Origin of the sequence: Pseudomonas sp. UBA2684 (assembly GCA_002354655.1) — a bacterium.
GTDB lineage: Bacteria > Pseudomonadota > Gammaproteobacteria > Pseudomonadales > Pseudomonadaceae > Aquipseudomonas.
In genome coordinates, this window is record DELY01000001.1 from 54281 (window position 1) to 77493 (window position 23213).

General features: G+C 62.7%; 21 protein-coding genes. 16 read left to right on the top strand and 5 right to left on the bottom strand.

Annotated elements, in window-relative coordinates:
* Window positions 1-139: 139 nt before the first annotated feature.
* The 5 genes from B3M58_RS00240 (at window position 140) to B3M58_RS00260 (ending at window position 5843) form a co-directional block, all read left to right on the top strand.
* Complete coding sequence (locus B3M58_RS00240) at window positions 140-1393, top strand: ABC transporter substrate-binding protein (RefSeq protein WP_296216499.1); 1254 nt, start codon at window positions 140-142, stop codon at window positions 1391-1393.
* Between the two features lie 156 nt (window positions 1394-1549).
* On the top strand, window positions 1550-2458 hold the full coding sequence (locus B3M58_RS00245) for a carbohydrate ABC transporter permease (RefSeq protein ID WP_296216501.1): 909 nt from the start codon (window positions 1550-1552) through the stop codon (window positions 2456-2458).
* A gap of 67 nt (window positions 2459-2525) precedes the next feature.
* On the top strand, window positions 2526-3353 hold the full coding sequence (locus tag B3M58_RS00250; RefSeq protein WP_296216677.1) for a carbohydrate ABC transporter permease: 828 nt from the start codon (window positions 2526-2528) through the stop codon (window positions 3351-3353).
* 9 nt (window positions 3354-3362) lie between these two features.
* Entirely contained in the window at window positions 3363-4520 is a 1158-nt protein-coding gene (locus B3M58_RS00255; RefSeq protein WP_296216503.1) for an ABC transporter ATP-binding protein, read from the top strand.
* Between the two features lie 102 nt (window positions 4521-4622).
* The gene (locus B3M58_RS00260; RefSeq protein ID WP_296216505.1) at window positions 4623-5843 is read left to right on the top strand and encodes a maltoporin; all 1221 of its coding nucleotides are present in this window, start codon (window positions 4623-4625) and stop codon (window positions 5841-5843) included.
* A gap of 226 nt (window positions 5844-6069) precedes the next feature.
* Here the strand turns inward: B3M58_RS00260 and B3M58_RS00265 are convergent, their stop codons facing one another.
* Window positions 6070-6930, bottom strand: a complete 861-nt coding sequence (locus tag B3M58_RS00265; protein ID WP_296216678.1) for a MurR/RpiR family transcriptional regulator — start codon at window positions 6928-6930, stop codon at window positions 6070-6072.
* A 180-nt stretch (window positions 6931-7110) separates the two neighbouring features.
* On the opposite strand from B3M58_RS00265, the gene zwf reads away from it, so the two are divergent.
* The 5 genes from zwf to B3M58_RS00290 all read left to right on the top strand — a co-directional run bounded on the left by zwf (window position 7111) and on the right by B3M58_RS00290 (window position 12788).
* Complete coding sequence (gene zwf, locus B3M58_RS00270) at window positions 7111-8580, top strand: glucose-6-phosphate dehydrogenase (RefSeq protein ID WP_296216507.1); 1470 nt, start codon at window positions 7111-7113, stop codon at window positions 8578-8580.
* Complete coding sequence (pgl, locus tag B3M58_RS00275; RefSeq protein WP_296216508.1) at window positions 8567-9280, top strand: 6-phosphogluconolactonase; 714 nt, start codon at window positions 8567-8569, stop codon at window positions 9278-9280. Before zwf ends, pgl begins: the two co-directional genes overlap by 14 nt.
* A 19-nt stretch (window positions 9281-9299) precedes the next feature.
* Entirely contained in the window at window positions 9300-9962 is a 663-nt protein-coding gene (locus tag B3M58_RS00280) for a bifunctional 4-hydroxy-2-oxoglutarate aldolase/2-dehydro-3-deoxy-phosphogluconate aldolase (RefSeq protein ID WP_296216509.1), read from the top strand.
* A 320-nt stretch (window positions 9963-10282) separates the two neighbouring features.
* Window positions 10283-11908: an NADP-dependent glyceraldehyde-3-phosphate dehydrogenase gene (locus tag B3M58_RS00285; protein ID WP_296216510.1), complete on the top strand. Its 1626-nt coding sequence runs from the start codon at window positions 10283-10285 to the stop codon at window positions 11906-11908.
* Between the two features lie 61 nt (window positions 11909-11969).
* A complete protein-coding gene (locus B3M58_RS00290; RefSeq protein WP_296216511.1) occupies window positions 11970-12788 on the top strand; it encodes a shikimate 5-dehydrogenase in 819 nt (272 codons plus the stop codon).
* A 61-nt stretch (window positions 12789-12849) separates the two neighbouring features.
* Here B3M58_RS00290 and B3M58_RS00295 read toward each other — a convergent pair whose 3' ends face one another.
* Together B3M58_RS00295 and B3M58_RS00300 are read right to left on the bottom strand one after the other, a co-directional pair.
* Window positions 12850-13518, bottom strand: coding sequence for a TIGR04211 family SH3 domain-containing protein (locus tag B3M58_RS00295; protein ID WP_296216512.1), 669 nt, complete (start codon window positions 13516-13518; stop codon window positions 12850-12852).
* Window positions 13519-13778: 260 nt separating this feature from the next.
* A complete protein-coding gene (locus B3M58_RS00300; RefSeq protein WP_296216513.1) occupies window positions 13779-14660 on the bottom strand; it encodes a LysR family transcriptional regulator in 882 nt (293 codons plus the stop codon).
* A gap of 119 nt (window positions 14661-14779) precedes the next feature.
* Here B3M58_RS00300 and B3M58_RS00305 point away from each other — a divergent pair, with 119 nt between their 5' ends.
* A complete protein-coding gene (locus tag B3M58_RS00305) occupies window positions 14780-15877 on the top strand; it encodes an NADH:flavin oxidoreductase (protein ID WP_296216679.1) in 1098 nt (365 codons plus the stop codon).
* Window positions 15878-16104: 227 nt separating this feature from the next.
* Here the strand turns inward: B3M58_RS00305 and B3M58_RS00310 are convergent, their stop codons facing one another.
* A complete protein-coding gene (locus tag B3M58_RS00310; protein WP_296216680.1) occupies window positions 16105-17070 on the bottom strand; it encodes an alpha/beta hydrolase in 966 nt (321 codons plus the stop codon).
* A 350-nt stretch (window positions 17071-17420) separates the two neighbouring features.
* Here B3M58_RS00310 and B3M58_RS00315 point away from each other — a divergent pair, with 350 nt between their 5' ends.
* Together B3M58_RS00315 and B3M58_RS00320 are read left to right on the top strand one after the other, a co-directional pair.
* Window positions 17421-18347 carry an AraC family transcriptional regulator gene (locus B3M58_RS00315; RefSeq protein WP_296216514.1) on the top strand — a complete coding sequence of 309 codons (927 nt, stop codon included), beginning with the start codon at window positions 17421-17423 and terminating at the stop codon, window positions 18345-18347.
* Between the two features lie 200 nt (window positions 18348-18547).
* Window positions 18548-19045, top strand: coding sequence for a hypothetical protein (locus tag B3M58_RS00320; RefSeq protein ID WP_296216515.1), 498 nt, complete (start codon window positions 18548-18550; stop codon window positions 19043-19045).
* A 127-nt stretch (window positions 19046-19172) separates the two neighbouring features.
* Here the strand turns inward: B3M58_RS00320 and B3M58_RS00325 are convergent, their stop codons facing one another.
* Window positions 19173-19685: a hypothetical protein gene (locus B3M58_RS00325; RefSeq protein ID WP_296216517.1), complete on the bottom strand. Its 513-nt coding sequence runs from the start codon at window positions 19683-19685 to the stop codon at window positions 19173-19175.
* An 83-nt stretch (window positions 19686-19768) separates the two neighbouring features.
* Here B3M58_RS00325 and B3M58_RS00330 point away from each other — a divergent pair, with 83 nt between their 5' ends.
* From B3M58_RS00330 to B3M58_RS00340, 3 genes are read left to right on the top strand one after another with little or no spacing between them, the layout of a single operon-like run.
* Window positions 19769-20851 carry an alpha/beta hydrolase gene (locus B3M58_RS00330; RefSeq protein ID WP_296216519.1) on the top strand — a complete coding sequence of 361 codons (1083 nt, stop codon included), beginning with the start codon at window positions 19769-19771 and terminating at the stop codon, window positions 20849-20851.
* 16 nt (window positions 20852-20867) lie between these two features.
* Window positions 20868-22070 (top strand): (R)-mandelonitrile lyase, encoded by a 1203-nt coding sequence (locus B3M58_RS00335; protein ID WP_296216520.1) that lies wholly within the window; start codon window positions 20868-20870, stop codon window positions 22068-22070.
* The gene (locus B3M58_RS00340; RefSeq protein WP_414704032.1) at window positions 22060-23211 is read left to right on the top strand and encodes an aldo/keto reductase; all 1152 of its coding nucleotides are present in this window, start codon (window positions 22060-22062) and stop codon (window positions 23209-23211) included. The genes B3M58_RS00335 and B3M58_RS00340 overlap by 11 nt, the downstream gene beginning before the upstream one ends.
* The last annotated feature ends 2 nt before the right edge of the window (window positions 23212-23213 follow it).

Sequence of the window (23213 nt, forward strand, 5' to 3'; positions counted from 1 at the left end):
CGCTTGTGGCGGTTTATGTCACCAGGCCGTGACATTTGCGCATCCCTTCGTTACCCGCCAGGCTGGCGAGTCTGTTTAGACTCGATTCCAGCGCAAGCACCAGACTTGCCCGCGAATAACAACAAGAAAGGACCTGTTCATGAACGCGATCTCTCGCCTGGCAACTGCTATCTCTCTCGTCTCCCTGCTGCCGCTGGCTGCCCATGCCGGTGAAGTCGAAGTGCTGCACTGGTGGACTTCCGGCGGCGAAAAGCGCGCCGCCGATACCCTGCAAAAACTCGTCGAAGACAAAGGTCATACCTGGAAGGATTTCGCCGTGGCCGGTGGCGGTGGTGAAGCCGCCATGACCGTGCTGAAGACCCGCGCGGTTTCCGGCAACCCGCCTGCCGCCGCGCAGATCAAGGGCCCGGATATTCAGGAGTGGGGCGAGCTGGGTTTGCTCGCCGACCTCAACGCGGTGGCCGCAGAGCAGCAATGGGACAGCCTGTTGCCCGAACAGGTGGCCAACGTCATGAAATACGATGGCGACTACGTTGCCGTGCCGATCAACGTGCACCGCGTCAACTGGCTGTGGATCAACCCGGACGTCTTCGCCAAGGCCGGCGCCACGCCGCCGACCACCCTCGATGAATTCTTCGTTGCCGCCGAAAAGCTCAAGGCCGCGGGCTTTATTGCCCTGGCCCACGGCGGCCAGCCCTGGCAGGACGGCACGGTGTTCGAAGACCTGGCGTTTAGCATCCTCGGCGCCGACGGCTACCGCAAAGCCTTCGTCGAGCAGGACAAGGCCACCCTGACCGGCGCGAAGATGGTCGAAGTGTTCGCCGCCCTGCAAAAGTTGCGTGGCTATATCGACGCCGACGCCGCCGGGCGCGACTGGAACACCGCCGCCAGCCTGGTGATCAACGGCAAGGCCGGCATGCAGGTGATGGGCGACTGGGCCAAAAGCGAGTGGACCGCCGCCGGCAAGGTCGCCGGCAAGGATTACCAGTGCCTGCCATTCCCCGGCACGCAGGGTAGCTTCGCCTACAACATCGATTCGCTGGCGATGTTCAAACTCAGCGACGCGGAGAACCGCAAGGCCCAGGCGGATCTGGCGCGGACCATCATGGAGCCGCAGTTCCAGCAGTTCTTCAACCAGAACAAGGGTTCCATCCCGGTGCGTCTGGACCAGGACATGAGCACCTTCGACGCCTGCGCCCAGGCCTCGATGCAGGACTTCAAGGAAGCCGCCGCCAGCGGTGGCCTGCAACCGAGCCTGGCCCACGGCATGGCCGCCTCCAGCTACGTGCAGGGCGCGGTATTCGACGTGGTAACCAACTTCTTCAACGACCCCAAGGCTGACCCGCAGCGCGCCGCCCACCAGTTGGCGGCGGCGATCGAAGCGGTGCAGTAAAACCAGCCCGGCCGCCGGTTCGCCGGCGGCCCATTTTCTCACCGATTCCAGGGTGCCCGTATGGGGGCCGGGGATTCGTGCGCTCGAAAAACGCCCTCACCCCCGGCCCCTCTCCCGGAGGGCGAGGGGAGACAAGCCCAACCTCGGAGCCCTGTCATGAGTTCAACCGCAGTTTTTACCAAGGCTTCGCCACTGGATGCGCTGCAACGCTGGCTGCCCAAGCTGGTGTTGGCGCCGAGCATGCTGATCGTGCTGGTCGGCTTCTACGGCTACATCCTCTGGACCTTCCTGCTGTCGTTCACCAGTTCGCGCTTTATGCCGGCCTACAAGTGGGTCGGCTTGCAGCAATACGAGCGCCTGCTGGACAACGACCGCTGGTGGGTGGCGAGCAAGAACCTGATGCTCTTCGGTGGCCTGTTCATCGGCATCAGCCTGGTGGTCGGGGTGTTGCTGGCGGTGCTGCTCGATCAGCGCATTCGCCGCGAAGGCTTTATCCGCACGATCTTTCTCTACCCCATGGCGCTGTCGATGATCGTCACCGGCACCGCCTGGAAGTGGCTGCTCAACCCCGGCCTGGGCATCGACAAGATGCTCCGTGACTGGGGCTGGGAAGGCTTTCGTTTCGACTGGCTGGTGGACCCGCAGCGGGTGGTCTACTGCCTGGTGATCGCCGCCGTGTGGCAGGCCTCGGGCTTCGTCATGGCGCTGTTCCTCGCCGGCCTGCGCGGCGTCGACCAGTCGATCATCCGCGCCGCCCAGGTGGACGGCGCCAGCCTGCCGAATATCTACCTGCGCATCGTGTTGCCGAGCCTCGGGCCGGTGTTTTTCAGTGCGCTGATGATCCTCGCGCACATCGCCATCAAGAGCTTCGACCTGGTCGCCTCGATGACCGCCGGCGGCCCCGGCTACGCCTCCGATCTGCCGGCGATGTTCATGTATGCGCACACCTTCACCCGCGGCCAGATGGGCCTCGGCGCCGCCAGCGCGATGCTCATGCTCGGCGCGGTGCTGGCGATCCTGGTGCCGTATCTGTATTCCGAATTGCGAGGCAAGCGCCATGACTAAGCCGCTCATTCATGCACGACCTGCCGATACCGTTCTGCCCCAGGGCGAAGGTGGCGCGAAGCGCCGGATGAAAGCCGTCAGCCTCAGTCGTCTGGCGATCTATGCCACCCTGTTGACGGCTTGCGCGGTCTACCTGATTCCGCTGCTGATCATGCTGCTGACCAGCTTTAAAACCCCGGAAGACATCCGCACCGGCAACCTGCTGTCGTGGCCCGAGTTGTTCACCGTCATCGGTTGGATCAAGGCCTGGGACGGCGTCGGCGGGTATTTCTGGAACTCGGTGAAGATCACCATTCCGGCGGTATTGATCTCCACCTTGCTCGGCGCCTTGAACGGCTACGTGTTGGCCATGTGGCGTTTTCGCGGCTCGCAACTGTTCTTCGGCCTGCTGCTGTTCGGCTGCTTCCTGCCGTTTCAGGTGGTGCTGCTGCCGGCCTCGTTCACCCTCGGTCAGCTTGGTCTGGCCAATACCACCAGCGGCCTGGTGCTGGTGCATGTGGTCTACGGCCTGGCCTTCACCACGCTGTTCTTCCGCAACTACTACGTGAGCATCCCGGATGCCCTGGTGCGCGCCGCACGCCTGGATGGCGCGGGCTTCTTCACCATCTTCGGGCGGATTCTGCTGCCCATGTCGACGCCGATCATCATGGTCTGCCTGATCTGGCAGTTCACCCAGATCTGGAACGACTTCCTCTTCGGCGTGGTGTTCGCCAGCGGCGATACCCAGCCGATCACCGTGGCCCTCAACAACCTGGTCAACACCAGCACCGGGGCCAAGGAATACAACGTCGACATGGCCGCGGCGATGATCGCCGGTCTGCCCACCCTGGTCGTCTATGTATTGGCCGGTAAGTACTTCCTGCGTGGGCTGACGGCCGGCGCGGTCAAAGGTTAGGAGAACGATATGGCAACCCTCGAACTGCGCAACGTCAACAAGTCCTACGGCAGCGGCCTGACGGACACCCTGAAGAATATCGAGCTGGCGATCGACTCCGGCGAGTTCCTGATTCTGGTCGGCCCCTCCGGCTGCGGTAAATCGACCCTGATGAACTGCATCGCCGGGCTGGAGGACATCAGCGGCGGGGCGATCCTGGTGGAGGGCGCCGACATCAGCGGCATGAGCCCCAAGGACCGCGACATCGCCATGGTCTTTCAGTCCTACGCGCTGTACCCGACCATGACGGTGAAGGGCAACATCGCCTTCGGCCTGAAGATGCGCAAGATGGCCCCGGCGGCTATCGAGGAAGAAGTGGCGCGGGTGGCCAAGCTGCTACAGATCGAACACCTGCTCAACCGCAAGCCCGGCCAGCTCTCCGGCGGCCAGCAGCAGCGCGTGGCCATGGGCCGGGCGCTGGCGCGGCGACCGAAGATCTACCTGTTCGACGAGCCGCTGTCGAATCTCGACGCCAAGCTGCGCGTGGAGATGCGCACCGAAATCAAACTGATGCACCAGCGCCTGAAGACCACCACGGTGTACGTCACCCACGATCAGATCGAGGCCATGACCCTGGGCGACAAGGTGGCGGTGATGAAGGACGGCATCATCCAGCAGTTCGGCACCCCGCAGCAGATCTACAACGACCCGGCCAACCTGTTCGTGGCCAGCTTCATCGGTTCGCCGCCGATGAACTTCATTCCCCTGCGCCTGCAGCGCCGCGAGCGGGAGGTGTGGGCGCTGCTCGATTCCGGCCAGGCACGCTGCGAACTGCCCCTGGGCGAGATGGAGGCGGGCCTGGAGAACCGCGAGGTGATCCTCGGCATCCGTCCCGAACAGATCCAGCTGGCGGGCGAGGGCGGCGAGCTGCCGAGCATTCGCGCCGAAGTGGAAGTCACCGAACCTACCGGGCCGGACACCCTGGTGTTCGTCAACCTCAACCAGACCAAGGTCTGCTGCCGCCTGGCGCCGGACATGGCACCGCCGGTGGGGGCGACTCTGGCGCTGCAATTCGAGCCGAGCAAGGTGCTGCTGTTCGACGCGCAGAGCGGTGAGCGCCTGCTGCCGGGAAAGCCGCGCGCGGCGGTTGAGCCGGCGAACAAGGTTACCCAGCTCAAGCATCACTGAACGCCAGCCCAACGCATCAATCGCTCAGGGGTGTGCCTGTCGTATCCGCGCCCGTGAGCCTGTGTAGTGAGCGGTACAACAATAAAAACAAAAGGAATGGATATGAGAACAGTAACGAATCTGGGCCTGGCGCTGACGCTGGGCTATCTGGCGCTGCCCCAGGCGCATGCCGTGGAGTTCAGCGGCTATGTGCGTAGCGGCGCGGGCAGCGCGGATACCGGCGGCACGCAGCAGTGCTTCCAGTTGCCGGGGGCGCAGTCGAAATACCGCCTGGGCAACGAGTGCGAGCAGTACATGGAGCTGGACCTGCGCCAAGACCTGCTGACGCTGGACGACGGCTCGGTGGTCAGCGTCGAAGGCATGGCGCAGCTGTACAACGAGTATGGCCACACGCCGAAATTCACCGGCGACTATGGCTTCGCGCGGATGAACCAGATGTACGCCGAGTGGAGCAACATGCCGGCGCTCAATGGCGGTTCGCTGTGGGCGGGGCGGCGTTTCTACAAGCGTAACGACATCCATATCTCCGACTTCTACTACTGGAACCAGAGCGCCACCGGCTTCGGCGTCGACGAGATGGTGATCGGCGACCTCAAGTACAGCTACGTGTTCTCGCGCAAGGACAGCTACGACCAGGAACCCTATATCAACCGTCACGACTTCAATGTCGGCGGCTTCCAGAGCAACCCCGGTGGCGAGCTGGAGGTGGGCGTCAGCTACATCGACAAACCCGACAGCACGGATGCCAACAGCGGTTGGGCGCTGACCGCACAGCACAAGCAGAGCGCGTTCCTCGGTGGGGTGAATACCTTGGCCCTGCAATACGGCGAAGGCCCGGGCACCGGCCTGGGTTATACCGGCGACCCGACCCTGGACAGCAGCGCCAAGAGCTGGCGCCTGGTGGAGTTCTTCGACTGGCAGATCACCCCGCGCCTGGGTGGTCAGGTGGAAGTGGTGTACCAGAAGGACACGCGCCCGGACGGCGACGACCAGAACTGGCTGTCAGTGGGCGGGCGTACCAGCTATGCCTTCACCGAGCAGTTCAAACTGGTCGGCGAGCTGGGTCGCGACCAGGTCGAGGCGCCGGATGGCACGCGCAAACTGACCAAGTTCACCGTCGCGCCGACCTGGTCGCCGGCCGGCCCTGGCTTCTGGGCGCGCCCGGAGTTCCGTCTGTATTACACCTACGCCAGCTGGAACAAGGCGGCGCAGCGTGCGGCCAGTCTATTGGCGGCGGGCTCGGCGTTGTCCGACAGCGGCGCCTTCGACACCGCGCGGCATGGCTCCAACTTTGGCGTACAGGTCGAATACTGGTGGAAGTGACCGCGGCAGGCTGAAGGGTGAAGCAGAAGGGCAGTGCGATGCTTGCCTAGGGTGGTTAGCGGCGCTGTCCGGAGTCGTTGAATTGCCATGGTCATGGCGCGCCGCGTAACCCACCAGGCGGTAGTCGGTGGTGCTGCAGGGGTGGGTTACGGCGCAGCTGGGATCGCGGTGTTTGCCGCGTGGCTAACCGGCGCCTAACCCACCCTGCGGGCGCCATCGGGTGGGTTCAGGTGGGCTCTTCGTCCGCCGGGTAGCGGCTGGCGTTGAGGCTTTCCTTGATCTTGCGCAGGTGCGGCTGGAAGTCCACGCCACGGCGCAGGGTCATCCCGGTGGCCAGTACGTCGAGCACGGTGAGCTGGATGATCCGCGAAGTCATCGGCATGTAGATGTCGGTGTCTTCCGGGAGTGGAATATTCAGACTCAGGGTGCTGGCCTTGGCCAGCGGCGAGCCGGCGGCGGTGAGGCCGAGTACCGAGGCGCCGTTCTCCCGTGCCAAGCGCGCCACTTCCACCAGTTCGCGGGTGCGCCCGGTGTAGGAAATGATCACGAACAGGTCGCCGGTGTGTGCCACCGAGGCCAGCATGCGCTGCATCAGTACATCGGCATGGGCTGACACGGCGAGGTTGAAGCGGAAGAATTTGTGTTGCGCATCCAGCGCCACTGGGGCCGAGGCGCCGAGGCCGAAGAAATGGATCTGCCGTGCCTGAATCAACAGGTCGACGGCACGGCTGATCAACTGCGGGTCGAGTGACTGGCAAGCGCTGTCGAGCGAGGTGATGGCGCTGCCGAAAATCTTCTGCGTGTAGGCCTCGGGACCATCGTCGGCCTCCACCGCGCGGCTGACGTAGGCGGCGCCGCTGGCCAGGCTTTGCGCCAGCTGCATTTTCAGCTCGGGGTAGCCGCTGACGCCGAACGAACGGCAGAAGCGGTTGACCGTGGGTTCGCTGACCAGCGCCGCTTGTGCCAGGGCGGCGATACTCAGGCGGGTGGCCTGCTGCGGGCTGTGCAGAATCACCTCGGCGACCTTGCGTTCGGCCTTGTTCAGGCTGTCGAGTCGGCCCTGGATCTGCTCCAGAAGATTTCGCACGCGATCCATTTTGCTTCCTTATGCGGCGATAAAACGGCTGGCCTATCGTACTGATGGCCTGGGGTTGCGACCACTGGTAAGTGGGTTTAGTAAAAATGTTGTTTTTATTACTACATATAGCCTTGATCAATCGCCGATAACACGGTATTTCTAGGTTAACTTGATAAAAGAACAAACATCATGCCTGCCATAACCGTTGAATCCTGTACGTTTGCCTTGTTTGGCGCGCTGGGCGACCTGGCCTTGCGCAAACTCTTCCCGGCGCTTTACCAGCTCGACCGCGCCGGCCTGCTGCACGCCGATACGCGGATTCTCGCCTTGGCCCGCGAAACCGGCGATGCGCAGCAGCACTTGGCTTTTATCGACGCCCAGTTGCGCCGTTATGTGCCGGCGAGCGAAGTCGATGAAGTGGCGCTGCAGCGGTTTCAAGCGCGCCTCAGCTACTTGAGCATGGATTTTCTCCAGGCCGACGATTATCACGCGTTGGCCGCGCAGGTCGGTAGCGCCGAGCGCCTGATTGCCTATTTTGCCACCCCGGCTTCGGTGTACGGCGGCATCTGCGCCAACCTCGCGCAAATCGGCCTGGCCGAGCGCACGCGTGCCGTGCTGGAAAAACCGATTGGCCATGACCTGGCCTCTTCGCAGGCGGTCAACGAGGCGGTGGCGCAGTACTTCCCGGAAAGCCGCGTTTATCGCATCGATCATTACCTCGGCAAGGACACGGTGCAAAACCTGATCGCCCTGCGTTTTGCCAACAGCCTGTTCGAAACCCAGTGGAATCAAAACCACATCTCCCACGTCGAGATCACCGTGGCGGAGAAGGTCGGCATCGAGGGACGCTGGGGCTATTTCGATCAGGCCGGGCAGTTGCGCGACATGATCCAGAACCACCTGCTGCAACTGCTTTGCCTGATCGCCATGGATCCACCCAGCGACCTCTCCGCCGATAGCATCCGCGACGAGAAGGTCAAGGTGCTCAAGGCGCTGGCGCCGATCACCGCCGAGCAACTCAGCCGTCAGGTGATACGCGGCCAGTACGTGGCCGGCAGCAGCGACGGCAAGGCGGTGCCGGGCTACCTGGAAGAAGACAACTCCAACACCCAGAGCGACACCGAAACCTTCGTCGCCTTGCGTGCCGAAATCCGCAACTGGCGCTGGGCCGGCGTGCCGTTCTACCTGCGCACCGGCAAGCGTATGCCGCAGAAGTTGTCGCAGATCGTTATCCACTTTAAAGAGCCGCCGCACTACATTTTTGCCCCCGAGCAGCGTCAGTTGATCGGCAACAAGTTGATCATCCGCCTGCAACCGGACGAGGGCATCGCCTTGCAGGTGATGACCAAGGATCAAGGCCTGGACAAGGGCATGCAGCTGCGCAGCGGGCCGTTGCAACTGAATTTTTCCGACACCTACCGCAGCGCGCGCATCCCCGATGCCTACGAGCGTTTGCTGTTGGAGGTGATGCGCGGCAACCAGAACCTGTTCGTGCGCAAGGACGAGATCGAGGCGGCCTGGCGCTGGTGCGACCAGTTGATCGCCGGCTGGAAGCAGCTCGGCGATTCGCCCAAGCCGTATCCTGCCGGCACCTGGGGGCCGATGGGCTCGATTGCTTTGATTACCCGCGATGGGAGGTCCTGGTATGGCGATCTCTGACCTCGATTTACCGCCGGGTGTGGCCGCGCGCAGCCTGAGCAATCCGGGCCAACTCGCCACTGTTCTGGTCGATACGGTGGCCGAGGTGTTGCGAGCGGCCATCGTCAGCCGCGGCATGGCCTGCCTGGTGGTGTCCGGCGGGCGCAGCCCGATCGCTTTTTTCGAGCGCCTGGCGCAGCAGCCGCTGGCCTGGTCGCAGGTGGTGGTGAGCCTGGCGGACGAACGTTGGGTGCCGGTTGCCCATGCCGACAGTAACGAGGGGCTGGTGCGCCGCCATCTGCTGCGCGGCCCGGCGGCGGCCGCCCGTTTTATTGGCCTGTACACGCCTGCCACCAGTCTGGAGGACGCGGCTCTCAGGGCCGACCAGGCGTTGGCCGAGCTGCCGCCCATCGATGTGCTGGTGCTGGGCATGGGTGACGACGGCCACACCGCCTCGTTATTCCCCAACAGCCCGAACCTGGCCGAGGCGCTGTGCGTCGATGGCCCGCGGCGCTGCCTGCCAATGCTGGCGCCCAGCGTGCCGCATCAGCGCCTGAGCATGAGCCTGTCGCTACTGGCCTCGGCGCGTGTGCCGCTGCTGGCGATTCAGGGCCAGGGCAAGCTGGCGACCCTGAGCGAAGCCTTGCGCAACGATGAGGAGGCGACCATGCCGGTTCGCGCCTTGCTGCATTCTCCCCTTGAGATTTACTGGTGCCCTTAGGGCCGAAGGACCAGCCGATATGACCCACAACACCCAACAGCGTATGGCCGAGAAAATCGCCGAAATCGACCGCCTCTGCGCCCGTGCGCGGATCATGCCGGTGATCACCATCGCCCGCGAGGCGGACATCCTGCCGCTGGCCGATGCCCTGGCCGCCGGCGGCCTGACGGTACTGGAAATCACCCTGCGCTCCGAACACGGCCTGACCGCCATTCGCCGCCTGCGCGAAGAGCGCCCACAGCTGTGCGTCGGCGCCGGCACGGTGCTCGACCTGCAAATGCTGGCCGCCGCGGAAGCGGCCGGTGCGCAGTTCATCGTCACCCCCGGTTCCACCGTCGAGTTGCTCCAGGCCGGGCTGCAAAGCCCGCTGCCGATGCTGCCCGGCACCAGCAGCGCCTCCGACATCATGCTCGGTTACGCCCTCGGCTACCGCCGCTTCAAGCTGTTCCCCGCCGAGGTCTGCGGTGGCGTCGCCGCGCTCAAGGCCCTGGGCGGGCCGTTTGGCGGCGTGCGCTTCTGCCCAACCGGCGGCATCAACCCGGACAACCTGCAACGTTATATGGCGCAGCCCAACGTGATGTGCGTCGGCGGCACCTGGATGTTCGACAGCCAGTGGGTCAAGAACGGCGATTGGGCGCGTATCCAGCAAGCCAGTGCCGATGCCCTGCAACTGTTGAATTAGCGTGCTGTTTCAGAAATAACCATCAGTTCCGTAGGCTGGGTTAGACGCGTGCGCGATGCTCCGCTCAAGCTGCCGGTTCTGGCGCGGCGTAACCCAGCATTGACGGCGCGAGTACCGACGCCGTGCTGGGTTACGCGGCGTTCGGCAAGTGTGTCGCCTGTACCTCGCGGACTTGCGCCGCTAACCCAGCCTACGAGGTTGTCTGCCAAGCACGGCCTCGTTTCACGCCCGTGAAGAACTTTTATTCAGAGACAGAACACTAGCTTTACCCGGCCCGATCACCCTATTCGCCCCAGTGACTGTTAAACGAGGGATAAACCATGACCACGCAGCACAACCTCGATGCCTTGTTCCCCACGCTTGCCGAGATTCCCGAGCCCTACCGTCCGGGTGCGCCGATTGAGCAGCGCGATTACCTGGTCAACGGCCAGCTGGTTCGCTGGGACGGGCCGCTGGCCAGCGTGCGCAGCCCGGTGTTCCTCGCTACCGAGCAGGGCGACCAGCAAGTGCTGTTGGGCAGCACGCCGCTGCTCGACGCCGATGCCGCCCTGGCCGCGCTGGACGCGGCGGTGGCGGCCTACGATCACGGTCAGGGGGCGTGGCCGACCCTGCGTGTGGCCGAACGTATCCAGCATGTCGAGGCATTCCTGGTGCGCATGCGTGAGCAGCGCACGGCAGTGGTCAAGCTGCTGATGTGGGAGATCGGCAAGAACCTCAAGGATTCGGAGAAAGAATTCGACCGCACCTGCGACTACATCGTCGACACCATCGAGGCGCTGAAAGAGCTGGATCGGCGCTCCAGCCGTTTCGAGCTGGAGCAGGGCACCCTCGGCCAGATCCGCCGCGTGCCGCTAGGCGTGGCGCTGTGCATGGGGCCGTTCAACTACCCGCTGAACGAGACCTTCACCACGTTGATCCCGGCGCTGATCATGGGCAACACCGTGGTGTTCAAACCGGCCAAATTCGGTGTGCTGTTGATCCGTCCGCTGCTCGAAGCCTTCCGCGACAGCTTCCCGGCGGGGGTGATCAACATCATCTACGGGCGTGGCCGCGACACGGTCAGCGCGCTGATGGCCAGCGGCAAGGTCGATGTGTTCGCCTTCATCGGCACCAACAAGGGCGCCAGCGACCTGAAGAAACTCCACCCGCGGCCGCACCGCCTGCGCGCGGCGCTGGGCCTGGACGCGAAGAACCCCGGCATCGTGCTGCCGCAGGTCGATCTGGACAACGCGGTCAGCGAGGCCATCACCGGCGCGCTGTCGTTCAACGGCCAGCGTTGCACCGCGCTGAAGATCCTCTTCGTGCATGAGGATGTGCTGCAGCCGTTTCTCGACAAGTTCTGCGCCAAACTGGCCCAGCTCAAACCGGGCATGCCTTGGGACGCCGGCGTGGCCCTGACACCGTTGCCCGAACCGGGCAAGGTCGACTTCCTCAATGGCCTGCTTGCCGATGCCGTGGAGAAGGGCGCACGGGTGATCAATCCGGGTGGTGGCGCGCACCGCGAAAGCTTCTTCTACCCGGCGCTGCTCAGCCCGGTGACGCCGCAGATGCGCCTGTACCATGAAGAGCAGTTCGGCCCGCTGATTCCGGTGGTGCCGTACCGCGAGGTGGAGGAGGTGATCGACTACGTGCTGCACTCGGATTTCGGCCAGCAGCTCAGCCTGTTCGGCAACGACTCCGCGCAGATCGGCCGCCTGGTCGATGCTTTTGCCAATCAGGTCGGCCGCATCAACATCAATGCGCAGTGCCAGCGTGGCCCGGACAACTTCCCGTTCAACGGCCGCAAGAACTCCGCCGAAGGCACCTTGTCGGTGCATGACGCGCTACGCACGTTCTCCATCCGCACCCTGGTGGCGACCAAGTTTCAGGCTGACAACAAGGCGCTGATCAGCGAGATCATCCGCAACCGCGAGTCGAGCTTCCTGACTACCGATTACATCTTCTGAGACGCCTGTGGCGGGCGGTGGGCCGAGGCTCGTCGCCGGCCGGGCGAAGGCGGAAATCCCCATGTCGCGCACCCTGAACAAACACACCCAGCTGTGCATGTCGTTGTCCGCGCGCCCCGGCAACTTCGGCACGCGTTTTCACAATTACCTGTATGAAGCGCTCGGCCTGGACTTCGTCTACAAGGCCTTCAGCACCACCGATTTGCCGGCCGCCATCGGCGGTATCCGCGCGCTGGGTATTCGCGGCTGCGCCGTGTCGATGCCGTTCAAGGAAGCCTGCATCCCTTACCTGGACGCGCTGCACCCCTCGGCGGCGGTGATCGAATCGGTCAACACCATCGTTGCCGATGACGGCCGCTTGACTGGTTACAACACCGACTACCGCGCCGTGGTCAGCCTGCTGCACAGCCATGGCATCGCGCGTCATGCGCGCTTCGCCCTGCGTGGCAGCGGCGGCATGGCCAAGGCGGTGGCCTTCGCCTTGCGCGACAGCGGTTTTCGCCACGGCTGCATCATCGCGCGCAACCCGCAAACGGGCAGGGCGCTGGCACAGGCTTGCGGTTTTGACTGGCAGGCAGAGCTGGGTGAACTGCGCGCGGAGCTGCTGATCAACGTCACCCCGATCGGCATGCACGGCGGCCCGGAAGCCGACAGCCTGGCCTTCAGCGCTGCCGCCGTCGAGGCGGCGCATTGGGTGTTCGACGTGGTGGCGATTCCGCTGGAAACACCGCTGATCCGCCTGGCCCGCGAGCGCGGCAAACCGGTGATCAGCGGCGCCGAGGTGATCGTCCTGCAAGCGCTCGAACAGTTCGAGCTATACACCGGCGTGCGCCCCAGCGCGCAGTTGGTCGAACAGGCCGCGGCTGTTGCGCTGAGCTGAATTGCCATCGGCGAGGCGTGGTGCTCAACACCAAGCCTTTCAAGTAAGGCTTACTCGGTCATCAGATCCACTGATCGTTACGCTTGCGCCGCACCCGCAGCAGGGTCGGCAAGATCAGCCCGGCGAGCAACCCGGCACCGGCGATGGCGCCGCCGTAAACCATGTAGCGCATCAGCACCTGCTGGTTCTCTTCGCCCAACTGCGCCTGCAATTCGCGTAACTCGGCGCTGGCCTGGCTCAGCTCGCTGTCCAGCGCCGTGCGCGCTACCTGCAACTCGTCGATCAGTGCCTTGCGCGAATCCAGCGTCTCCTGCATGCCTTGCACGCGGGTCTTCCAGGTGTCGTTGATGCCTTCCAGCTCGGCGCTGAGCTCGGCCACCTGCTGCTCCAGCTGCGGCAAGCGCTCGGCCTGACCGGGTGTCTCCTGAAGATCGCGACTGGGAATCCACACGGTATTACCGTTCTCGCCGCGCACCTGGCTGTAATCCCCTTGGGCGCGCAACAGTTCGACCTTCTCTCCGGAGGGCAGCGTACCGACGATGCGGTAGCCGTCAGTCGGACCGCTGCGCACATAGGTATTCAGGCTGTCGCTTACCCAGCGCACAGAGCTGGCGGTCTCCTCGGCATGCGCCGGGGCACCGACCGCCAGCAGGCTGCCTAGCAGGCAAGCACCTGGGGTGAGGGACTGGAGCGGCGAAAAACAGGAGAGGGAATGACGGGATAGGGACATGGGGCAATCTTCACATGGCGATTGAGCGAAACCCTGTAAGCGGGTGCGATAAAAGCCGGCCAGGCGAACTGTTGTAGGCAGGAGCGCGATCAGGCGGGGAAGGGGCAGCGCAATCGCTTAGAGTGGCGAATGGCCATGCAATCCACCCGGTGGGCCGACAGCAGACAGACACCGGGCGAGCGGATGGAGTTCATTTGGGTAATGGGGGGCATACGACCCAAAGCGGTCTCTGCCTTCAGGCAGAAACTGCTCAGAAGCGGTCATTTATCCTCGTTGAGGGATGCCTCCAGGCGGTCGAGAAAAACCCGAACGCGATGCGGTACCTGTTGGCGAGTTGGCAGCACGGCGGTGATAAAGAGTTGCTCCGGGATTGCATCTTCAAGCGCCACCAGGCGCAGCCTGTTCTCCGCTACATCGTCGCGCACATCCCAGTAGGTGAGCATCGCCAACCCCAGCCCCTGTTTACTCGCGGTGCGCACCGCTTCGACACTGTTGGCCGAGAACACGCTTTCTACTTTGAAGCCCACCGTCTCGGCGCCACGCACGAACGGCCAGTGCGGCATGCCGTGCAATGCGAGGCAGTGGTGGCGGCGCAGGTCGTCGAGAGTGCTGGGCACGCCATGCTGCGCCAAATAGTCGGGGCTCGCGCACAGCACGCGGGGGTTGGGTGCCAACGAGCGGGCGACCAAGGCGGAGTCGCGCAGGGTCGCGATACGGATCGCCACGTCGATACCCAGGCTGACGATATCCACGATGCTATCCGAGAGATGCAGGTCGACTTGCAGAGCGGGATGCTCGGCCAGCATTGCCGGAATCAGCGGCATGATGGCGGTCTGGCCGAACACGGTCGGTGCCGTTATCTTCAATACACCGCTGGCCGTTCCTGCATTCGCCTTCAAGGTGACTCTGGCCGCCTCGCTTGCTCCGAGAAGCGTCTTGGAAAACGGTAGGAAAACCTCCCCCTCAGGCGTCAGCGAAACCGACCGCGTGGTGCGATGCACCAGCCGTACCTCTAGTTCATGCTCAAGGGAAGCCAGCCGCCGCGACACTGTCATGGGGGACAAACCGAGGCGTCGTGCAGCCCCCGACAGGCTGCCGCTCTCGGCAATGGCAGCAAACACCTCGACGTCTGAAATTTGCATTTTTATATCTCTTTTCGTTACGGCGCCTTATCCATTTCGCCCGATTCTAATTGCCAGCTTCGTCACCTAACCTCTGTATATCGCCTAGCTCGGCAAACAGGATAGAGAGGACATTGAAGATGGTCACCCCAAGAATTCTAACTCCATGCGATATTGCGGGCTGCTCGTTAACCAACCGCCTGGCGGTCGCCCCCATGACGCGCGTGAGTGCCACCGAGACGGGGCATGCCACCCCGGAAATGGCCCGCTATTACGAGCGCTTCGCCCAGGGAGGCTTCGGCTTGCTCATCACCGAGGGCATCTATACCGATCAGAAGCATTCACAGGGCTACCCGTTCCAACCTGGTATCACCGATAACGAGCAGGCTCAGGCGTGGCGAGCTGTGACAGATGGCATTCATAAACATCAGGGCATGGCATTCGCCCAAATCATGCACGCCGGAGCCCTCAGCCAAGGCAATCGCTTCGTCGAGGTCCCAGCCGCCCCCTCGGCACTGCGCCCTAAAGGCGAACAGATGACGTTCTACTATGGCGAAGGTCAGTACCCAGTTCCCCGCGTGATGACGGAGGAAGATATTGCCGATGCCATTCATGGCTTTGCCCGGGCCGCAAGCCTGGCAATCAATTCCGCAGGCTTCGACGGCATCGAGATCCACGGCGCGAATGGATACCTGCTCGATCAGTTCCTTACTGACTATACAAACCGGCGTAGCGACCGCTGGGGCGGCACTGTGCAGCAGCGTATGGGCCTGATGCTGGAAGTCGTCAAAGCGGTAAGGGCAGCAGCGGGAGCAGTGCCTGTCGGCGTGCGAATCTCGCAGAGCAAGGTCAACGACTATGAACACAAGTGGGCTGAGGGGGAGCACGCTGCGGAGGTGATTTTCGGCTCACTCAGCGATGCAGGTGTTGGTTTCATTCACGTCACGGAATTCGAAGCCTGGCAACCGGCATTTCCCGCTAGTCACGCCAGCCTTGTGGCGCTGGCGCGTCGCTACGCCCCACAGGTGGCGTTGATCGCCAATGGCGGTCTGCATACCTCAGAGCACGCTTCAGCCGCACTGGATGACGGCGCCGACATCATTGCAATAGGTAAGGCTGCTCTGGCGAATCCCGATCTGCCGAAGCGACTCGCCAACCGAGAATCCCTGGATGAGTTTGATGCTGCGATCTTGGGGCCTATCGCCAACATCAAGAGCAGCGAGCTGGCTTTGGCTTAATGGCGAAGTGTGGAGCGGACGACAATGGTTTCCGCTTCTGACTCAGGCTGTGTGAAAACGCTGGCCCCGCCTAGAGTTGCTAAAGCAACGTCCGCTGGGCGACGAGACGACGTGCCATCTGTTGCTCAACTGATCGAAACCATAAGCGCTGCCCGCAATCTGGCGCGCGCCGCGAGGCAGGCTAGAACGGCCGCTGATCAACCACGCTCGGCCAGGCCGTACTGCCTCTACTTCAGGTTCTTGCCGAAGAAATCGGTGATCTTGTCGAAGGGAATTTTGTCCATGCGGTCGTAGAGGTCCACATGGTTGGCATCCTTGACGATCAGCAGCTCCTTCGGCTGGGCGGCAGCCTTGAAGGCATCTTCGCTGAAGTAGCGCGAGTGTGCGTTCTCACCAGCGATAAGCAGAACCGGGCGCGGCGAAATTTCGGCAATGTGGGTCAGCAGCGGCAGGTTCATGAACGGCAGGGGCATGGTGGCCGTCCAGGCGCCGTTCGAGTTCGGCGCGTTCTTGTGATAGCCGCGCGGGGTGCGGTAGTAGTCGAAGAACTCCTCGATGATCGGCCCGTCGTTGCCGCTGAGTTTCTCGGGCAGGATGCGCGATCCTGGCGCCTGCACGCCGTTCTCGGCATCGACCCAGCGCTGCTGGCTCAACTGCTCCAGGGTCTGCGCCCGCTGTTCCGGAGTCAGGCTGTCGTTCAGGCCCTTGGCCATGACGCGCGACATGTCGTACATGGCGGTAGTGACCACGGCCTTGATGCGCGTGTCGACCGCCGCAGCGCTCAAGCCCATGCCGCCGAAACCGCAGATGCCGATGATGCCGATGCGCTTGCGATCCACGGACGCTTGCAGCCCCAGGAAGTCGACGGCGGCGCTGAAATCCTCGGTATTGATGTCTGGCGAGGCCAGGTCGCGTGGCTCGCCGCTGCTTTCACCGGTGTAGGACGGGTCGAACGCCAGCGTGACGTAGCCGCGCTCGGCCATGGTCTGGGCGTACAGGCCGGACGACTGCTCCTTCACAGCGCCGAACGGGCCACTGACGGCCAGAGCCGGCAGTGGCTGGCTGCCGCGCTCTTTGGGCAGGTACAGATCGGCCGCCAGGGTGATGCCGTAACGATTCTTGAAGGTCACCTTGTGCTGCTCGACCTTGTTGCTTTTGGGGAACGTCTTGTCCCACTGCTGATTGAGGGGCATGGCTTTTTCTCCTGTCGACTTTTTCGGCTCTTGGGCCAATACAGGCGACACGCTGGCGATGGCGGCAATCGCGGCGAAGATCGCGCTCTGGATCACCTTGATGGGGGAATACGCGTTGTTCATTGAGTGCACTCCGGTGCTTATGTGGGTTGCTTGATCCGTTGTGCGGAGAAACTGGGTCGGCCCGCACTTGATCCGCTGCTGGATCGGTTCGCGGTTCATTCTGCGGAGCTGGCCGCGTGGCCTGTAGCGCATAGCTCTGGATTACTTGCCTGATCCGATGAGGTTGCGGGCTTTTAGTGGGAAGGCCCGAGCGGGCGGGGTAGAGTTCGGCCACGAGGTAGGCCGACATGACGATCAAGCACCACAACCCCGCTCAGAACACAGCGCTACAGCAGGCGCTGGCGCAGACCATCGGCGCGCGCATCAGCCAACCGGGGGACTACGCCACGCCCATCGCCGGCCTCGGCTTGTTCCGCCGCGAACAGCCGTCGCCGCCGGTGGTGTGCATGGTCGAGCCGAGCATCATTCTGGTGGCCCAGGGCGAGAAGCGCCTGTGGGTCGGTGGCGAAGGCTATCCCTATGACCCCTCGCGTTTTCTGGTCACCTCGCTGGATCTGCCCGCCAACTCCGAGGTGCTGGTGGCGAGCCCGCAGCAGCCCTGCGTGGGGCTGACCTTGAAACTCGATCTGCGCATGCTGGCCGAGCTGATCTCCCAGGGCGGCCTGCCGCCGAGCCGTGATCGATCGGTGGCAACGAGCGTGGGCATCGGTGCCGCGACCACGCCGTTGTTGTCGTCGTTCGGGCGGCTGCTGGAGTTGCTGGATGAGCCCGACGCCATCGCGGTGCTCGCGCCGCTGATCCAGCGCGAGATTCACTACCGATTGCTGATGAGCGACCAGGCGGCTCGGCTGCGGCAGATCACCTCTGTCGATGGTCAGGGCTATCGGATCGCCAAGGCCATCGACTGGCTGAAGCTCAACTACGCCACACCACTGCGCGTCGATGATCTAGCCAGCCGTGTGCAGATGAGCACGCCGACCTTTCACCATCACTTCCGCCAACTCACCGCGATGAGCCCGTTGCAGTACCAGAAGTGGTTGCGCCTGAACGAGGCAAAACGCCTGATGCTCAACGAGCATCTGGACGTATCCAGCGCGGCGTTCAAGGTTGGCTACGAAAGCCCCTCGCAGTTCAGTCGTGAGTACAGTCGCCTGTTTGGCGTACCGCCCAAGCGAAATATTGAGGCTCTGAGAGGGAAACTGGCTAGCAAGTGAAGACAAGTACGGTGTTTCTTATCACGTCTAGCCAAGGTCAGACGTCCGGCCTGACCTGACAGTAAACTGGGGCTTACGTTGAGCGAATAGGGCAGGAAAAAATCCCTTTTGGCCGACGACCCCAGCCAAGACTGCATACAATATGCGCCCGATTAGCCTGGGCCATGAATATGGCTGCATCGAACGAGGAACGCGCCTCCATGGCCTCCCCTGATAAACAGCAAAAACGCGCCCAGCGGGCCAAAGCCAAGGCCAAGCAGAACCGTATGGGCAAGCCCAAAGCCAACGTCGTGCATCCGCTACTGGCCAATCCGCTGATCAACGAGCCGTTCGACGATGTCGAAATCGATCTGAGCACCTTCGATTTCAAAGACATCGAAGAGAACGGTTTCGACCCGGCGCACTTCGACGACTTGTTCCAGGCGATGAAAGTCGGCGAGAGCATCAGCCTGCTAGCGATGTGCCTGGTGTTCCTGCAATACCCGGTGTTGGAGCTGGTGGTCGCTGAGGAAGCGGAAGACGCGGCCACCGACTTCATGATGGGCCTGCTGATCACCTATCGCGGGATCTTCCACAATGAAGACGAAGACACGGCAGTGGATTGGATCGGCGGCGACGCCTTCCAGAATGCCTACAACGAAGCGTCGATGATCCTGCAGAAGAAGAACGCTCGCGGCACTCCAGGCCCCCGCGCTTAGCCGCGCGCCGAGCAGCCACTGCTAGCAAGTCCATTCGGCCGGTATGTGGTGAGCGCGCAGCGCACAGCCGAGGCACGTGGGGCGCAGGCCCGCTATCACCAGCTACATCCCACAGAGCCAAGCGCAGCTAGAAAGCTATGGCATCACGGATGTCGATGTGGTCGAAGTGGTGGACTACACCACCACTGTGCGCGGCCAGTAGCCCGGTTCGCCCAACAAGCTGAATGTCGTCAGTACTGGCACCGCCTTCACCTGGGACGCCTTCCACCTGACCGAGAAACTGCTGACCCAGCCGCTGCAGATCATTGTCGGCGGAGCCCAGGCCGGAGCCTTTGGCTCCTACCGTGACGGTTTCGAGCTGTTCAACAAGGCCGCCTCGAAGAACAAGAGCATCTTCGTCGCCCCTGGCGCCACTCATTACGATCTGTATGACAAGCCAGATTGTGTCAGTCAGGCGGTAGAGCGGCTCAAGACGTTCTACAGCGAGACGCTGTGACCTGATGGCGCAAAACGGTGACCGTTGTTGGCCGGTTATCCGTCCAGCAACGGCCGGCCTGGACCACTCTGAATCGGCCGAGTAGTGCCGCTGCTGGTTGAAGTAGGTTGCGACAACCCCTGTGCATTTATGCGAATAAGGCATGATTGCTATCAAATTAATGCCATTTATCCATTAATAGTCATGGCGTAAGTTGCTCCTCAACGTTTTCCAGTCGAGAGCACCCCATGACCCAGCACACCATTTCTGTTCGTACGCAACGTAAAACGCTAAAGGCCACGCTTATGGCCGCCATTATTGGGCTCTCGGCTGCCGAGGTTGGCGCCGCCGATTACCAGCAGAACCCCTTCACCTTGGCCTACGACGGTGCAATTGCGAAGAACGAGCCGGGCAAGGTCAACATCCATCCAGTCAGCTACTCGCTCAATGGCCTGGATATTTCAGCCAACGTCTACACCCCGGCGAATTATGACCCTGCGAAGAAATACCCCGCAGTAGTCGTGGCGCACCCTAATGGCGGGGTGAAGGAGCAGGTCGCGGGTCTGTATGCCCAGCGTTTGGCGGAGCAAGGCTATATCACCGTTGCCGCCGATGCGGCTTATCAAGGTGCCAGTGCTGGCCAGCCGCGCAATGTCGACAAACCCGCGTACCGCATCGAGGACATCCACGGCATGGCGGACTTCCTCACCCAATATGCCGGCGTCGACCAGCAGCGTTTGGGCCTGCTCGGCCTCTGCGGTGGCGGCGGCTACTCATTGGCCGCCGCGCAGACCGACAAGCGCTTTCAGTCGGTCGCGACCCTGAGCATGTTCAACTCAGGCCGGGTTCGCCGTAATGGCTATGTGGATTCGCAACTGGGCACCATCGCCGAGCGTTTGCAGCAGGCATCCAATGCCCGCGCCCAGCAAGCAGCCGGCGGCGAGGTGGTCTATTCAGGGGATGCCAATCTGACCGATGAGCAGATCGCCAAGTTGCCGTTCGCGCTGTATCGGCAGGGCTACGAGTACTACTGGAAGACCCACGCGCACCCCAACTCGACCTTCAAATACACCACCAGCAGCCTGCTGGACCTGATGCGCTTCGATGCCACCAACCAGATCGAACTGCTCCAGCAGCCCTTGCTGATGATCGCGGGCACTGAGGCCGACAGCCTGTATATGACTGAGGATGCCTTCGCCAAGGCTACCGGCACCCAGGACAAAGAGCTGTTCAAGATCGAGGGGGCTACCCATATCGAAACCTACTGGGTGCCGAAGTATGTGGACGCGGCCATGGACAAGTTGACGGCGTTCTACGCCAGGACTCTCTGAGCAAGGATCAGCCATCGTGAATAATGTTTTGCTCGGGGTCGCGCTATGCGCTGCGATGCCCTTCGCCAACGCCGCCAGTCAGGCCAGTGAGCCTGTGGCCATCCAGCAGATCAGTCGCGCCGGCACTCAGGCATCGGTGACGGGATCAGCGGAATATTTCACCGGGCGCGTACGCGTCGATCCCTTGTTTCCCGCCAGCAGTGAGATCAATGCATCCGCGGCCTATGTCACCTTCGAGCCTGGCGCCCGCTCGGCCTGGCACAGCCATCCGGCCGGGCAGCGGCTGGTTGTGGTTTCCGGTATTGGCCTGACCCAGGAATGGGGCAAACCCATACAGCACATTCACCCGGGAGACGTGGTCACCTGCCCACCGGGCGTCAAACACTGGCACGGTGCCGCAGCGACAACCGCAATGATCCACCTGGCGGTTAGTGGCGCAATGGATGGCAAGAGTGTCGAGTGGCTGGAGCACGTAAGCGACGAGCAATACAGCGCAGGCCAGAGCCCCTTGGCATTGCAGGCGATGCCCGCAGCCTCCGCGACGCTGTCCGCCAGGCAGCAGGCGATCCCGTTAATTGCCGCCGCCATGGCCACAAGCGACATGCCCAGGCTCAACGCAGCCTTGAACCAAGGGTTGGACGCGGGCCTGAGCATCAGCGAGGCGAAGGAAATTCTCGTGCAGCTTTACGCCTACAGCGGCTTTCCCCGCAGCCTTAACGCACTGGGCGAGCTGATGAAGGTAGCGGAAGCACGCCAACAGCGTGGCATCCAGGATGCAGCCGGTCGCGAACCTAGCCGCGCCATACCCAGCGGCGATGCATTGCTGGCAGTGGGTAAAGCCAACCAGACCGAGATTGCCGGAGCGCCCGTCCAGGGCCCGCTGTTCGATTTCGCCCCGGTGATCAACCAGTACCTGCAAGGGCATCTGTTCGGTGCCATCTTCGAGCGTGACAACCTGGATTGGCAAAGCCGCGAACTGGCCACCGTCGGAGCACTGGCCGCCACCCCCGGCGTGGAGGCGCAACTACGTTCGCACATGGCTGCCAGCATCAGGGTTGGTCTGACCGAATCACAGCTGCGCCAGCTGATCCAGGTGCTGGAAAAGCACGGCGATGAACAGGCCGCCAAACGCGCCAGTGAGGCATTGGCGCAAGCGCTGGCGATGATGCCAGTCCCCAAAAGCACCTCGACACGTCAAGGAGAGCAACGTGGACAGTAATCCAACTGATAGCAGCCGGCGCAACCTGCTGATCGGCGCCGCGGCGCTAGCCGTAGCCCCACTGATCCCGGGAATGACGGCGAACGCCAGTGATGCTGCTGGCCCTGCAAAGCCGACGAAAACCACTGCCCTTGTCGGTCGACGCAAGCTCGGCTCCTTGGAGGTGTCGAGTGTGGGCCTGGGCGTGCAGAACATGAGCCGCACCTACCAGACGACGATCCCTAACCGGGCGGAGATGCACAACATCATTCGCAGCGCCTTCGACCACGGCGTCACCTTCTACGACGCTGCCGAGGCGTATGGCCCCCATGAGGTGGAGCGGATTCTCGGCGAAGGCGTGGCCCCGTTCCGCAATGAGGTGGTGATCGCTACCAAGTTCGGCTGGAACATCGATCAGCAAACCGGTGAGCGTCGCCCGGGGCTGAATAGTCGCCCGGAGCACATCAAGTTAGTCGTTGAGGGCATGCTCAAGCGCCTGCGTACGGATCGCATCGATCTTCTTTACCAGCATCGCGTCGACCCGCAGATACCGATTGAGGACGTGGCGGGTGCGGTCAAAGACTTGATGGCCGAAGGCAAGGTGCTGCATTGGGGCTTGTCCGAGATGGGCCTGAACACCTTGCGCCGAGCGCATGCCGAACTGCCCGTTAGCGCCGTGCAGAACGAGTATTCGCTGCTGTGGCGTGGCCCCGAGCAGGAGGTGATCCCTCTATGTCAGGAGTTGGGTATCGGCTTCGTCCCCTGGAGCCCGCTCGGGGTCGGTTTTCTCAGCGGGGCCATCGACGAAAAAACGCGCTTTGCCGAGGGCGATATCCGCAAGATCGAAGCCCGGTTTGCGCCGGAGAATTTGCCCAATAACCTGAAGCTTGTGCGCCTGGTGAAAGCCTGGGCCGAGCGCAAGAGCGTGACGCCCGCCCAGCTCGCTTTGGCCTGGCTGCTGGCGCAAAACAACTGGATTGTGCCGATCCCAGGTACGACGCAGATGGCGCATATGCTGGAAAACAGCGCAGCGGCACAAGTGACCTTCGGCAATCAGGAGCTTGCGGAACTCAATACGGCCCTGGCGGACATCAGCATCCTGGGGGAACGGCTACCGCCAGCAGTGCTCGCCTACAGTGGGGTCGAAGCCCCAGGGCAATGATG